The organism is Pseudomonas sp. 18.1.10 (genome assembly GCF_024655625.1).
Taxonomy (GTDB): domain Bacteria; phylum Pseudomonadota; class Gammaproteobacteria; order Pseudomonadales; family Pseudomonadaceae; genus Aquipseudomonas.
In genome coordinates this window covers 1-12,661 of record NZ_JANLGL010000074.1, presented here as the reverse complement: position 1 = coordinate 12,661, position 12,661 = coordinate 1, and the positions used below count along the sequence as shown (strand labels likewise).

General features: G+C 60.9%; 13 protein-coding genes and 4 tRNA genes. 3 read left to right on the top strand and 14 right to left on the bottom strand.

What is annotated here, in order from left to right:
- Positions 1 to 18 precede the first annotated feature (18 nt).
- The 8 genes from NUV89_RS14720 to rluD all read right to left on the bottom strand — a co-directional run bounded on the left by NUV89_RS14720 (position 19) and on the right by rluD (position 6,025).
- Entirely contained in the window at positions 19 to 762 is a 744-nt protein-coding gene (locus NUV89_RS14720) for a cysteine hydrolase family protein (RefSeq protein ID WP_374684502.1), read from the bottom strand.
- 167 nt (positions 763 to 929) lie between these two features.
- Positions 930 to 1,006: transfer RNA gene (locus NUV89_RS14715), tRNA-Pro, on the bottom strand.
- A gap of 94 nt (positions 1,007 to 1,100) precedes the next feature.
- A tRNA-Lys gene (locus tag NUV89_RS14710) sits at positions 1,101 to 1,176 on the bottom strand.
- A gap of 5 nt (positions 1,177 to 1,181) precedes the next feature.
- Positions 1,182 to 1,258: transfer RNA gene (locus tag NUV89_RS14705), tRNA-Pro, on the bottom strand.
- 9 nt (positions 1,259 to 1,267) lie between these two features.
- Positions 1,268 to 1,343: transfer RNA gene (locus NUV89_RS14700), tRNA-Asn, on the bottom strand.
- 302 nt (positions 1,344 to 1,645) lie between these two features.
- Positions 1,646 to 4,210 carry an ATP-dependent chaperone ClpB gene (gene clpB / locus NUV89_RS14695; protein ID WP_257781890.1) on the bottom strand — a complete coding sequence of 855 codons (2,565 nt, stop codon included), beginning with the start codon at positions 4,208 to 4,210 and terminating at the stop codon, positions 1,646 to 1,648.
- Positions 4,211 to 4,340: 130 nt separating this feature from the next.
- Positions 4,341 to 5,066: a peptidoglycan editing factor PgeF gene (gene pgeF / locus NUV89_RS14690; protein WP_257781889.1), complete on the bottom strand. Its 726-nt coding sequence runs from the start codon at positions 5,064 to 5,066 to the stop codon at positions 4,341 to 4,343.
- Positions 5,063 to 6,025 (bottom strand): 23S rRNA pseudouridine(1911/1915/1917) synthase RluD, encoded by a 963-nt coding sequence (gene rluD, locus NUV89_RS14685; protein ID WP_017737920.1) that lies wholly within the window; start codon positions 6,023 to 6,025, stop codon positions 5,063 to 5,065. The genes pgeF and rluD overlap by 4 nt, the downstream gene beginning before the upstream one ends.
- Before the next feature lie 149 nt (positions 6,026 to 6,174).
- On the opposite strand from rluD, the gene NUV89_RS14680 reads away from it, so the two are divergent.
- The gene (locus tag NUV89_RS14680; RefSeq protein ID WP_017737919.1) at positions 6,175 to 7,200 is read left to right on the top strand and encodes an outer membrane protein assembly factor BamD; all 1,026 of its coding nucleotides are present in this window, start codon (positions 6,175 to 6,177) and stop codon (positions 7,198 to 7,200) included.
- A gap of 126 nt (positions 7,201 to 7,326) precedes the next feature.
- Entirely contained in the window at positions 7,327 to 7,560 is a 234-nt protein-coding gene (locus NUV89_RS14675; protein WP_017737918.1) for a PP0621 family protein, read from the top strand.
- Here NUV89_RS14675 and thiO read toward each other — a convergent pair.
- The 5 genes from thiO to pilV form a co-directional block, all read right to left on the bottom strand.
- A complete protein-coding gene (thiO, locus tag NUV89_RS14670) occupies positions 7,547 to 8,656 on the bottom strand; it encodes a glycine oxidase ThiO (protein ID WP_257781888.1) in 1,110 nt (369 codons plus the stop codon). The genes NUV89_RS14675 and thiO overlap by 14 nt on opposite strands.
- Before the next feature lie 62 nt (positions 8,657 to 8,718).
- A complete protein-coding gene (locus tag NUV89_RS14665; protein ID WP_257781887.1) occupies positions 8,719 to 9,120 on the bottom strand; it encodes a type IV pilin protein in 402 nt (133 codons plus the stop codon).
- A gap of 11 nt (positions 9,121 to 9,131) precedes the next feature.
- Complete coding sequence (locus NUV89_RS14660) at positions 9,132 to 9,662, bottom strand: PilX N-terminal domain-containing pilus assembly protein (protein ID WP_257781886.1); 531 nt, start codon at positions 9,660 to 9,662, stop codon at positions 9,132 to 9,134.
- 7 nt (positions 9,663 to 9,669) lie between these two features.
- Positions 9,670 to 10,377: a PilW family protein gene (locus NUV89_RS14655; RefSeq protein ID WP_257781885.1), complete on the bottom strand. Its 708-nt coding sequence runs from the start codon at positions 10,375 to 10,377 to the stop codon at positions 9,670 to 9,672.
- On the bottom strand, positions 10,374 to 10,859 hold the full coding sequence (gene pilV / locus NUV89_RS14650) for a type IV pilus modification protein PilV (RefSeq protein ID WP_257781884.1): 486 nt from the start codon (positions 10,857 to 10,859) through the stop codon (positions 10,374 to 10,376). The genes NUV89_RS14655 and pilV overlap by 4 nt, the downstream gene beginning before the upstream one ends.
- 193 nt (positions 10,860 to 11,052) lie before the next feature.
- Between pilV and NUV89_RS14645 the strand changes: the two genes are divergently transcribed.
- Positions 11,053 to 11,634 carry a GspH/FimT family protein gene (locus NUV89_RS14645; protein WP_257781883.1) on the top strand — a complete coding sequence of 194 codons (582 nt, stop codon included), beginning with the start codon at positions 11,053 to 11,055 and terminating at the stop codon, positions 11,632 to 11,634.
- Here NUV89_RS14645 and ispH read toward each other — a convergent pair.
- A complete protein-coding gene (gene ispH / locus NUV89_RS14640) occupies positions 11,588 to 12,535 on the bottom strand; it encodes a 4-hydroxy-3-methylbut-2-enyl diphosphate reductase (RefSeq protein WP_257781882.1) in 948 nt (315 codons plus the stop codon). The genes NUV89_RS14645 and ispH overlap by 47 nt on opposite strands.
- Positions 12,536 to 12,661: the final 126 nt, after the last annotated feature.

The window sequence follows — 12,661 nt, the reverse complement described above, 5'->3', positions numbered from 1 at the left end:
CCTGGCTGGTCGGGGGAATCAGTTCACCGGCAGAGCAATGATCTGCGACGTGCTCAGCACCGAGCCAAACGTGTCTTCGATCTCAGCCAGCGCCGAGTTGTGCAGCTCGTCTTTGCTCACCGAACGGCCATCGGCACGGGTAATCGCCCGAGTGGCGGTGGCATCGGATGCTACCACAACGTCATAGCCCAACGGCGCGGCGTCGCGGGCGGCGCCGGCGACACAGGCGTGGGTCATCAGGCCGCTGATGATAAGGGTCTTGACGCCTGCCTGCTTCAATTGCGCATCCAGATCCGTGCTGGCAAAAACGCTGACGGAGGTTTTCTGCACAAGCTTGTCTTGTGGGCGTGGCTTCATCAGCGGGTGGAAATCGACGGTCTTGCCATTGGTGGCAAATACCGCGGCGCCGTCCGGGGCGATGTGCTGCACGTGGATGACCTGGATATGTGCCTTGTCGGCAAACTTCATCAGGCGCTGGGTGTTTTCCAGGGCTTTCATGCCGTCGGGGATCGGCATGCGGCCGGTGAAGTATTCATTCTGGAAGTCGATCACCAGCAAGGCGGTGGTTTTCGGGTCTAGACGACCAATGGCTTCGGCGCCCGACATGGCGCGAATGGTCGGGTGCGGGTTTGCAGCGGTTTCGGCGGCGGTGGCGAATTGACCAAGGCCCATCATCATGCCCAGGCCAACAAGCGTGGACTTGACCAGCGCAGGCAATGAACGGGCAGGCTGAACAGCAAGGAAAGGAGCGGTACGGGTCATGGTGCGAGTTCCTGTTGGGTTGTTTGACTGACGTGGCCCAGTCTAGGAGGACCGGCTCGCCGCACCAACGCACTAATCAGCACAATATCTGTTTGGAATTTGCACAAATGCTGCTGAAAAAAAGGCAAAAAAAATCCCCGTATCTTTCGATACGAGGATTTTTAATATGGTCGGGGTAAGGGGATTCGAACTCCTGACATCCTGCTCCCAAAGCAGGCGCGCTACCGGACTGCGCTATACCCCGGTAAAAAAAAGGCGACCTTTCAGTCGCCTTCTTCGATCAGTGCTTTTGGCCTCTGATCTTAAGATCTGATCCCAGCGTTAACTGGTTTCAAAAATGGTGGGTCGTGTGGGATTCGAACCTACGACCAATTGGTTAAAAGCCAACTGCTCTACCAACTGAGCTAACGACCCAAAAATGGTCGGGGTAGGGGGATTCGAACTCCCGACATCCTGCTCCCAAAGCAGGCGCGCTACCGGACTGCGCTATACCCCGGTTTGAAATTGGCTCCGTGACCAGGACTCGAACCTGGGACCCAATGATTAACAGTCATTTGCTCTACCGACTGAGCTATCACGGAACTACATATTTCAAAGTACAACTTCTACTGCGGTGTAACCTTCTCTTCGAGTCTTCCGTATCGCTACGTTGTCATGTCTGAGGCGCGCTATTCTACAATCTTAAAAACCCCTGTCAACCCTTTAAATTGCTTTTAAGACAATGATTTGCGCTTGTTTCTGATTTCTTCTTGGGGAGAAGAAACCCGTGGGCTGACGTTGTTGCGGGGCGCACTTTACTAGCCTTTTCCTTACAGTTCAACGCCCTATCGAAAAAAAAGGCCCCGCGATGCGGGGCCTCCTTTTATTGCGCCAGTGGCTGGGCTCAATGGAAGACGATTTCGTCGTTCTCCACCGTCGCCGCGACGCTGGTGCCAGGCATAAAGCTGCCCGACAGGATCAGCTGCGCCAGCGGGTTTTCGATCCAGCGCTGGATCGCACGTTTCAGTGGCCGTGCGCCATACACCGGGTCGTAGCCAACCGCGATCAGCTTGTCCAACGCCTCGCTGCTCAGCTCCAGGGCCAACTCGCGCTCGGCCAGGCGGCTGCGCAGGCGACCCAGTTGGATCTCGGTGATGCCTGCGATCTGATCCCGTGCCAGAGGCTCGAAGATCACCACTTCATCGACCCGGTTGATAAATTCCGGGCGGAAGTGGCTGGTCAGCGCATCCATCACCGCAGCACGCTGGCCTTCACGGTCACCGACCAATTCCTGGATCTGCGACGAGCCCAGGTTGGAGGTCATCACGATCACCGTGTTGCGGAAGTCCACAGTACGCCCGTGGCTGTCCGTCAGCCGGCCATCTTCCAACACTTGCAGCAACACGTTGAACACATCCGGGTGAGCCTTCTCGACCTCATCCAGCAGGATCACCGAGTAAGGCTTACGCCGCACCGCTTCGGTCAGGTAGCCACCTTCCTCGTAGCCCACATAGCCTGGTGGTGCGCCGATCAAGCGAGCCACCGAGTGTTTCTCCATGAATTCGGACATATCGATCCGCACCATGGCCTCTTCAGTATCAAAGAGGAACTCGGCCAAGGCCTTGCACAGCTCGGTCTTACCCACGCCGGTCGGGCCGAGGAACATAAACGAGCCGCTCGGACGGTTCGGGTCGGACAACCCGGCCCGCGAACGCCGCACCGCGTTGGACACGGCCACCACGGCTTCTTCCTGGCCAATCACACGTTGGTGCAACAGGCTTTCCATCTTCAGCAGCTTGTCGCGCTCGCCTTCGAGCATTTTCGACACCGGAATGCCGGTCCACTTCGAGACGACTTCGGCAATTTCTTCCTCGGTCACCTTGCTGCGCAGCAACTGGTTCTCGGCCTTGCCGTGCTGGTCGACCATTTGCAGGCTGCGTTCCAGGTCCGGGATCACCCCGTACTGCAATTCGGCCATGCGGTTCAGGTCGCCTTTACGGCGCGCCGCTTCCAGTTCCTGGCGGGACTGCTCGATTTTCTGCTGGATCTGCGCAGAGCCCTGCACTTCGGCTTTTTCCGAGGTCCAGATTTCTTCCAGGTCCGAATACTCGCGCTCCAGACGGACGATTTCTTCCTGGAGTTTTTCCAGGCGTTTCTTCGCCGCGTCGTCTTCTTCTTTCTTCAGGGCCTGGGATTCAACTTTCAGCTGAATCAGGCGCCGATCCAGGCGGTCGAGCACTTCCGGCTTGGAGTCGATCTCCATGCGAATGCGGCTGGCCGCTTCGTCGATCAAGTCGATGGCCTTGTCAGGCAACTGACGATCAGTGATATAGCGATGGCTCAATTTCGCCGCCGCAATGATCGCGCCGTCAGTGATCGCCACCTTATGGTGGACCTCATAACGTTCTTTCAGGCCACGCAGGATCGCGATGGTGTCCTCTTCGCTCGGCTCTTCCACCAGCACTTTCTGGAAGCGACGTTCAAGGGCCGCATCCTTTTCAATGTACTGGCGATACTCGTTGAGCGTCGTGGCACCGACGCAGTGCAACTCACCCCGCGCCAAGGCTGGCTTGAGCATGTTGCCCGCATCCATGGAGCCTTCGCCTTTACCGGCGCCGACCATGGTGTGCAGTTCGTCGATAAACAGAATGATCTGCCCTTCCTGCTTCGACAGTTCATTGAGCAGGGATTTCAGGCGCTCTTCGAACTCACCACGGAACTTGGCACCGGCGATCAACGCCCCCATGTCCAGGGACAGCAGGCGTTTGCCTTTGAGGCCGTCCGGCACTTCACCATTGATGATGCGCTGGGCCAGGCCTTCGGCAATCGCGGTTTTACCCACGCCAGGCTCACCGATCAGCACCGGGTTGTTCTTGGTGCGGCGTTGCAACACCTGGATGGTGCGACGGATCTCGTCGTCACGCCCGATGACCGGGTCAAGCTTGCCGTCTTCGGCGCGCTTGGTCAGGTCGACGGTGTATTTATCCAGGGCCTGGCGCGACTCCTCATGGTTGGGGTCGTTCACCGCGTCGCCGCCACGCAGGTTGTTGATGGCATTTTCCAGGGCTTTCTTGCTCACGCCCTGGCCCAGCAACAACTTGCCGAGCTTGCTGTTTTCGTCCATGGCGGCGAGCAGCACCAGTTCGCTGGAGATGAACTGGTCGCCCTTTTGCTGGGCCAGACGGTCCGCTTGGTTAAGCAGGCGCGCCAAGTCCTGGGACATATTCACGTCGCCGGTCGGATTTTGGATTTTCGGCAGTTGGTCGAGCTCTTTGCTCAACTCCTTGCGCAGGCTGTTGACGTCGAAGCCCACCTGCATCAGCAAGGGCTTGATAGAACCACCTTGCTGCTCCAGGAGCGCCTGCATCAAGTGCGCAGGCTCAATGGCCGGGTGGTCGAGGCCCACCGCCAGGGATTGAGAGTCAGATAATGCCAACTGCAATTTGCTGGTTAAACGATCAATACGCATTAGTCACCTTCCTTTTGAGCAGGCCGGAGATATAAAACATCCTGAGTGAAGAAACCTGCCAGATACCCTTATAGATGGGGAGGATTCTGCGAGTTTCAAGCGTCGCACAGTTGACCTAAGTCAGAAGAGTCTAGCGCTCAAGCCAGATAAGGGAGGCAAACCGACCGGTACGAGGACTGCGGCGGTAAGAAAAGAAGCGCGGATCGCTCACGGTACAGAAACCGCCACCATAAACAGCAGTGACGCCGCGTGCGGCAAGGCGCAGGCGAGCGAGCTGATAGATGTCGGCCATGAACTTGCCGGGGTTGCGGCTGGGCACGAACGCTTCGGCGGTGATCGGCAATTGCTGCATGAAGGCTTCACGCACTTCCGGGCCGACTTCAAAGGCTTGCGGGCCAATGGCCGGGCCGAGCCAGACCAGAACCTCGTCGGGCTGCGCATCCAGGCTTTCAAACGCCGCTTCCAGCACGCCCGCCGCCAGGCCACGCCAACCGGCATGGGCGGCGGCGACACGAGTGCCAGCACGGTTGCAAAACAATGCGGGCAGGCAATCGGCAGTCATTGAAGTGCAAGCGACGCCTGGAGTGCTGGTCCAACTGCCATCGGCTTCAGCGGTGCGGCTTGGGTCAGCTTCGACCACGGTCACACCATGCACCTGACGCAACCAGGCGGGCTGGATAGCAAAGGCATCACGCAGACGACGGCGATTCTCAAGGACGGCCTCCAGGCTGTCCTCGACGTGATCGCCCAGGTTGAGGCTGTCGAACGGCGCCAGGCTGACGCCGCCCGCACGGGTGGTAACGCAGGCTTTTACCCGAGCCGGCGCGGGCCAGTCAGGTATCAGCCAGTCACTCATCCGATAAACGCCTCGCGATCCTGCTTGAGCAGCGACAGCAACCAGACCAGATCGTCTGGCAGAGGCGATTCCCAGCTCATGCGCTTACCGCTCGTCGGATGATCCAGTTCCAGGAAACGTGCATGCAGTGCCTGGCGCGGGAACGACTTCAGCGACTCGACCATGGTCTGACTCGCCGCCGGCGGAATACGGAAGCGGCCGCCGTAGGCCGGATCTCCGACCAACGGGAAGTTGATGTGAGCCATGTGCACGCGAATCTGGTGGGTACGACCGGTTTCCAGCTTGACCCGCACGTGAGTGTGGGAGCGGAAACGCTCCAGCACACGGTAGTGGCTGACGGCCTGCTTGCCGCCTTCCATCACCGCCATACGCTGGCGCTGCTGGCCGTGACGACCGATCGGCGCGTTGATCTTGCCACCCGCCACCACGACACCGATCACGATGCACTCGTAGATGCGGCTGACGCTGCGGCTCTGCAGTTGTGTGACCAACTGCGTCTGCGCCTGAATGGTCTTGGCCACCACCATCAAGCCGGTGGTGTCCTTGTCCAGACGGTGCACTATGCCGCAGCGCGGGACATTGACGATGTCCGGCACGTGGTGCAGCAGGGCATTGAGCAAGGTGCCATCAGCGTGCCCCGCTGCCGGGTGAACCACCAGGCCAGCGGGTTTGTTGATGACCAGGATGTCGTCGTCTTCATAGACGATGTCCAGCTCAATGTCCTGGGCGATCCATTCTCCCTGGGCTTCCTGCTCGGCAGTCAGCTCAAGAATCGCACCACCATGGACTATGTCTCGCGGGCGGATAACCGCTCCATCCACAGTCAGGCGGCCGTCTTTGATCCAGGCGGAAAGGCGCGAGCGCGAGTGCTCAGCGAATAATTGTGCGGCGACTTGATCGAGGCGTTGGCCGCCCAATTCGGACGGCACCTCTGCGCGAAGTTCAATTTTATCGGACATGCTCAGACTAGGCGTGGCACAGCCTTTGGTTTCGGCTGCGCGCTTGTGGTTAAATACGGCGTCTTTTGCCCCGAGGCTTTCAACGGGGCGCTCATCATAACAGGACGGCCCCGCCCAAGACAGCGGCCGTCATAGGGACGCAAGCCGCCATGCAAGTGAAACACCTGCTGCTGATCGCCATCCTCGCCATGACTGCTGCTTGCTCGTCAACAAAGGACGTCGTCGACGAAAACCTGAGCGAAGTCGAGTTGTACCAGCTGGCTCAGAAAGACTTGGACAATAATAGCTACACCAGCGCCACAGCCAAGCTGAAGGCACTGGAGTCGCGTTATCCGTTCGGCCGCTACGCCGACCAGGCGCAGCTTGAGCTGATCTACGCCAACTACAAGAACGCCGAGCCGGAAGCTGCCAAGTCCGCCGCCGAGCGTTTTATCCGCCTGCACCCGCAGCACCCGAACGTGGATTACGCCTACTACCTCAAGGGCCTGACCTCGTTTGACCAGGACGTTGGCCTGCTGGCGCGCTTCCTGCCACTGGACATGACCAAGCGTGACCCGGGCGCTGCCCGCGACTCCTACAACGAGTTCGCCCAGCTGACCAGCCGCTACCCGAACAGCCGCTACGCGCCGGACGCCAAGCAGCGCATGATCTACCTGCGCAACCTGCTGGCCTCCTACGAGATCCACGTCGCCCACTACTACCTGACCCGTCAGGCCTATGTCGCCGCCGCCAACCGTGGCCGCTATGTAGTGGAAAACTTCCAGGAAACCCCATCCGTGGGTGACGGCCTGGCCGTGATGACCGAGGCTTACCAGCGCCTGCACCTGGACGACCTGGCCAACACCAGCCTGGAAACCCTGAAGCTGAACTACCCGGATCACCCAAGCCTGAAAGACGGCCAGTTCGTGCCGCAAGTCGCCGAAGCGGACAACCGCTCGTGGCTGAGCAAGTACACCCTGGGCCTGATCGAGTCCCGTCCACCGCTGCCGCCGGGCGAAACCCGCGCCAACCAGGACGTGATGAAGCAGTTCCAGGATGCCAAGGAAGCCATTCCTTCGGAGCTCAAGCCCCATGACGAGAACGGCGACGTGATCGAAGAAGAAGCCCCGCAAGCCCTGGGCAACAACCAGGACCGCTCGTGGTTCAGCTACATGACCTTCGGTGTGTTCGACTGATCCGTTGACGCAACGCAAAAAGGGAGCCCCACGAGGCTCCCTTTTTTATGGGCAAGCATTATTGCGCTGTGCGCCTGCCATGTCCTTGGCTAAACTGGCGCATTCCTCGTCGAGAAGCTGCCCACCATGGTTCGTCTACTGTTCTGGATCGCCATCATTGCCGCCGCAGTATGGTTCTGGCGTAAATTCAAAAGCCCGGCTGCCAAACAGCAGCGCTCCGCCGAACCCGACGCCGCATTGATGGTGCGCTGCGCCCACTGCGGCGTGCATTTGCCGCAGAATCACGCCCTGAGCTCAGGCCAGGCGTGGTATTGCAGCCAACCCCATCTGGAACAAGGGCCGAAATCTATCCAGCGTTGATTCGACCTTGCGGGGCATACGGCGCCGGGTCGATGATCGGCGCATGTCCCAGCAACAAGTCGGCAAACAACTGGCAAGACGCCGGCGCCAGCACAAGGCCGTTGCGGTAGTGCCCGCAGTTAAGCCACAAGCCACTGAACCCCGGCACCTGGCCGATGTACGGAATACCTTCCGGCGACCCCGGGCGCAAGCCAGCCCAATGCCCGACCACTTCGGCCTCGGCCAAGGCCGGAATCAGCTCGACCGCCGACGCCTTCAAGCTTTCCAACGCAGTGTCGGTCGGCGTCTTGTCGAAGCCCTCATGCTCCAGGGTGCTGCCAATCAAGATATGCCCATCACGCCGCGGGATCGCATAACGCCCCTTGGCCAGGACCATGCTCGACAGGAAATCCGCGGCACACTTGTACAAGATCATCTGGCCTTTGACCGGCTCCACCGGCAGCGACAAACCCAGAGTACCCAGCAACTCACCGCTCCACGCCCCCGCCGCCAACACCACCTGATCGCCGAGGATCGGGCCACCCGTGGTATTCACCCCCACGACATTGCCGGCGTCCTGCACAAACCCGGTCACCTCGCATTGTTCATGCAAGGTCACACCCGGCAGCGCCAACAGTGCGGCCTTGAGGGACTTAACCAGCCGGGGGTTGCGCACATTGGCGACATTGGCCATGAAGATCGCGTGGGAATAGCCGCCGCCCAACACCGGCACCGCATCGTGGGCGGCCGAAACATCGACCTTGCTCAAGGGGCGGCCTTCCCGTGCAGCCCAGGCCAGCGCTTCGGCCTCGTCTTCCAGATCGAGCCAATACAAGCCGGTGGTGTGAACCTCGGGATCGACCCCCGTGGCAGCAAACAGGCGCTCGGCCAGTTGTGGATAGAAATCCTGCGACCAGTGGGCCAGCGCTGTGACCGCCGGACTGTAGCGCCACGGGTACAACGGCGAAACAATGCCGCCGCCCGCCCAGGAAGACTCCTGCCCCACGCCGGCACGCTCCAGCAGCACTACGGCCTGCCCCTGGGTCGCCAGGTTGAACGCCGTCAACAAGCCGATTACGCCACCGCCGACCACCACCACTCGCTGTTGCTTAGCCATTATTCGATCCAGCCGATAAATAGGGACAAGCGCACCCGGCGCCCAGTCATCCAGCACTTTCATCATTGCCCCCAGCACAGCGTGCGCGACACATCCGGTGCTGCGCCTGGGTTGGCCCGCGCGCCGGTGCTGGTCAGGCTGAAGCTGCCGCAAGGGTCAGCGGCCATCACCGAGTCAGCAATGGGCGTGGCCAGCAGGCGGAAATCCTGAGGGTTCAATACAGCGGTGATTCTATAGCGATCATTGCCGTCACTGACGCCGCTGGCGTCAATAAAACTGCCATTGCGCGCATAAAAGCGCTCCAGGTACTGCGCCTGCTCGGTCAACAGCGCGACAATTTGCCCGCGATAGACCTTTTTTACCTGGCCGGTAAAGCTGGGGTAAGCGACCCCGGCCAGCACCCCGATGATTGCCACGGCAACCAGTAACTCGATCAGGGTAAAACCCCGGCTTTCCTTGCCCATCCCACCGCTCCTTATTGAAGTTGCCGCCAGGCCACCCGCCGAAACCGCGAGCCACCCTCCTCGTCTACCCGCGCGTACACGCTTTCCAAGACCGTACGGGATTGGCCGCTTAGCCCGACCGCCGTCACTCGATACGCGGCGGCCGATACTTGCGGCGGTAAATGAGCCAGCCCCACGGCAGGGCCCAGGGACTGAACGCCGTAGAAACCGCCCTTGAGCGCGACCCAGGTAACGCCGGAAACCGGGTTCACCCCGGCACCACTCAGTGAAAATGCCTCGCCCGGCGGCGCGCAGGTGACGACGGACCGACACACCGGCAAGGCCGCAGGTACCCGCTGTACGACTGACTCCCCCAGCCGCAGGCCGCTCTCGGCACTTTGCAGCGCCTGGTTGCGATGCCCCAGACTGGCGGCGGCCTTCTGCTGGGACACCGCGCCCTGCATCGACGCCAAGCCAATCAGCGACAACAACAGCACAAATACCAGGCTGATAAGCAGCACCATGCCCGTCTGCCGCACATCAGTGCGTTGAGAAATCCCCATGCCTGCCTCACCCCAATCGGTTTCGCAGCGCGACCACGACGCTGTAGGCTTGATCCTTGACCCGCCCCGTGGGGTCCTGAAGCGTCATCAGGATACGTACGCTGCGGATCAGGGATTCATCACCGGGACGGGCGTCATAACGCACCACTTCCACCGAATCCGGTTTGGCCGCCACGCCGAAGCTGATATCGAACGCCTGCACATTATCCACCAGCACGGCCTTGGCCGGTGCCGCAGGCGTACTGACCTTCAACTGGGCCGCCTCGAAGGTGTAGGTAATCTGTCGTAACCCGAAGGGAATCTGCCCAGGCACAACCACTGGCGCGCTGCCGGTGTACGCCTCGGCAGTCCCCGTGCAATCGGACAGCACCGTCCAGTCGGGCTTGCCGCCACCATCGCCGATATCCACCGTCACCAACGTCAGTGACGCTGAGCCGTTCCCGGCACTCCAGCGCACAGGCAGATCAAAGGACGCCGGGGCGTTCTCGATAAACGCCGTGCCCAGGCAGCCAAACATGCCCGCCTGACGGATGTCCTGAACCATCTTGCCAAGGGCAAACCGCGCATCATCCTGCAGCAACATGGCCGCCTGCTGGCTCGCCTGTGTCATGCGGGTACTAATCACCACCTGGCTGCCCCCCGCCACCAGCACCAGCCCGATCGCCAGCGCCAGCAGCACCTCAAGCAGGCTGAAACCGCGAAGACGCGAGCTCATGGCAACACTCCGGGCTCATGACCGATTCGGCTGGTCAGGGTAAAGGTCTCGCGTGCGTCGCTGGTGCTTGTGGCCCGCCGGTCGTCCCAACTGATGGTCACGGTGACTTCATTGGCGCTGACCGCCACCGAGCCTTTGGCGCTCGGCCCGGCAAACCCGAGGATATTGGCTTCGAAATCATGCAGGTCCAGGTCACGCACGCTGGCGCTGGCACGGCTGGCCGGCGCCCGTTCTGCGCGGCCCCATGCGTAGTCGGCAGCGGCGTTGGCGCGGATGCGGTCGAGCATGTCGTAGGCAATGAAACTGGCCTGGCTGATCATCCTGGAGCTGTCTGTGTACTTGAGCGCATTGAGCTGGATGGCCGCCGCGCCCAACAAGCCAATGGCGAGAATCAACAGTGCGACCAGCACCTCGATCAGCGTCATGCCGGTTTGGCGCCGAAGCAAGGCGCTGGAGAAAAACGTGTTCGGGCAAGCAAGCATTACCATCGTCGTCCGTGTCGAAGGCCAAGAAGAAGCAGGAAAAACCTGCTGTGCCCCCCAAGACTAGCGGCGGTTTTTCAAGCGTGGCGCTACCGGAACAAAGGGAAATACTTTCGACAAAAAGGCCATCATCCAGGGTCAAGGCGCAGACGCTATACCTAGGACTGCACCCACATCCACGGAGGGATGACCTATGCAACAACGCGGTTTCACCCTGATTGAACTGCTGCTTGGGCTGATCCTGAGCGGCATCCTGGCCAACCTGGCAGTGCCCGGTTTCAGGAACCTGCTCGAATCACAGCAACGGCATAGCGCCGCACAATCCCTGGCCGGAGGGCTGCGCTTCGCACGTACCGAAGCCATCGCACGCAACCGGGCCGTCGTCATTCACGCACAGGACGAAGACTGGAGCCGAGGCTGGCGAGTGATCGTGGATGTGAGCGGGCGCGGCCACCAGGACGAGGATAATCCGGTGCTGCTGGAGCATCAGGACAGCGGGCGCGTAGCGATTGTCGGCAATGGCCCGGTCAAGAGCCAGGTACGCTTCAGCGGGCTGGGCGAACCGGTTTTTTCAGGCGGGGGGTTTCGTGCGGGCACTGTGCATGTGTGCGCCACGGACCAGGCGCAAAGCCAGTACCAGGTGGTACTGGCGCCCAGCGGGCGTATCAGCCTGCGCAGCGACAGGGCCGAGCAGGCGTTGTGCCGGAGCTACTCCGGCGCCCTCGCACTCAGAGCAACGAGCGAACCCGCAGCTCCTTGGGCATGGAGAAAGTGATGTTTTCTTCACGACCGACCAGCTCATCGGCACCTGTGGCACCCCAGGCGTGCAACTGCTGGATCACACCGCGCACCAGGACTTCCGGGGCCGAGGCACCCGCAGTGATGCCGATACGCTCGACGCCATCGAACCAGCTGAGTTGCATGTCTTCCGCACCGTCGATCAGGTACGCCGGTGTTGCCATGCGTTCGGCCAGCTCGCGCAGGCGGTTGGAGTTGGAGCTGTTAGGGCTGCCGACCACCAGGACCACATCGCACTCGTCGGCCAGCTGCTTGACGGCGTCCTGGCGGTTTTGCGTGGCGTAGCAGATGTCGTCCTTGCGCGGGCCACCGATGGCCGGGAAGCGAGAGCGCAGGGCGTCGATGACGCGGCTGGTGTCGTCCATGGACAACGTTGTCTGGGTCACGAATGCCAGGCGCTCGGGGTTGCGCACCTGCAGGTTGGCGACGTCTTTTTCGTCTTCCACCAGGTAGATGGCACCACCATTGCTGGCGTCGTACTGGCCCATGGTGCCTTCGACTTCCGGGTGCCCGGCGTGGCCGATCAGGATGCACTCACGGCCGTCACGGCTGTAGCGTGCGACTTCGATGTGTACCTTGGTCACCAGTGGGCAGGTGGCGTCGAAGACTTTCAGGCCACGGCCTGCCGCTTCGGTACGCACCGCCTGGGAAACACCGTGGGCGCTGAAGATGACGATCACGTCGTCCGGCACCTGGTCCAACTCTTCGACGAAGATGGCGCCGCGAGCGCGCAGGTCTTCGACCACGAATTTGTTGTGGACGACTTCATGGCGCACGTAGATCGGCGGCCCGAAGACTTCCAGGGCGCGGTTGACGATTTCGATCGCACGGTCCACGCCGGCGCAGAAGCCACGGGGGTTGGCGAGTTTGATGTGCATGCTGTGCCTCGTGTCTTGCAGCCACTTGGGTTCAAGCTAGACGCTAACCCACCTGACAATAGAGATCAAAGGTGGGAGCGGGCTTGCTCGCGAATGCAGTGGGTCAGCCAAACATGTACCGACTGA

Bases quoted from the DNA above. Each gene is read 5' to 3' on its own strand.
- NUV89_RS14720 (WP_374684502.1), bottom strand. From the start codon at position 762: ATGACCCGTACCGCTCCTTTCCTTGCTGTTCAGCCTGCCCGTTCATTG.
- clpB (WP_257781890.1), bottom strand. From the start codon at position 4,210: ATGCGTATTGATCGTTTAACCAGCAAATTGCAGTTGGCATTATCTGAC.
- pgeF (WP_257781889.1), bottom strand. From the start codon at position 5,066: ATGAGTGACTGGCTGATACCTGACTGGCCCGCGCCGGCTCGGGTAAAA.
- rluD (WP_017737920.1), bottom strand. From the start codon at position 6,025: ATGTCCGATAAAATTGAACTTCGCGCAGAGGTGCCGTCCGAATTGGGC.
- NUV89_RS14680 (WP_017737919.1), top strand. From the start codon at position 6,175: ATGCAAGTGAAACACCTGCTGCTGATCGCCATCCTCGCCATGACTGCT.
- NUV89_RS14675 (WP_017737918.1), top strand. From the start codon at position 7,327: ATGGTTCGTCTACTGTTCTGGATCGCCATCATTGCCGCCGCAGTATGG.
- thiO (WP_257781888.1), bottom strand. From the start codon at position 8,656: ATGGCTAAGCAACAGCGAGTGGTGGTGGTCGGCGGTGGCGTAATCGGC.
- NUV89_RS14665 (WP_257781887.1), bottom strand. From the start codon at position 9,120: ATGGGCAAGGAAAGCCGGGGTTTTACCCTGATCGAGTTACTGGTTGCC.
- NUV89_RS14660 (WP_257781886.1), bottom strand. From the start codon at position 9,662: ATGGGGATTTCTCAACGCACTGATGTGCGGCAGACGGGCATGGTGCTG.
- NUV89_RS14655 (WP_257781885.1), bottom strand. From the start codon at position 10,377: ATGAGCTCGCGTCTTCGCGGTTTCAGCCTGCTTGAGGTGCTGCTGGCG.
- pilV (WP_257781884.1), bottom strand. From the start codon at position 10,859: ATGCTTGCTTGCCCGAACACGTTTTTCTCCAGCGCCTTGCTTCGGCGC.
- NUV89_RS14645 (WP_257781883.1), top strand. From the start codon at position 11,053: ATGCAACAACGCGGTTTCACCCTGATTGAACTGCTGCTTGGGCTGATC.
- ispH (WP_257781882.1), bottom strand. From the start codon at position 12,535: ATGCACATCAAACTCGCCAACCCCCGTGGCTTCTGCGCCGGCGTGGAC.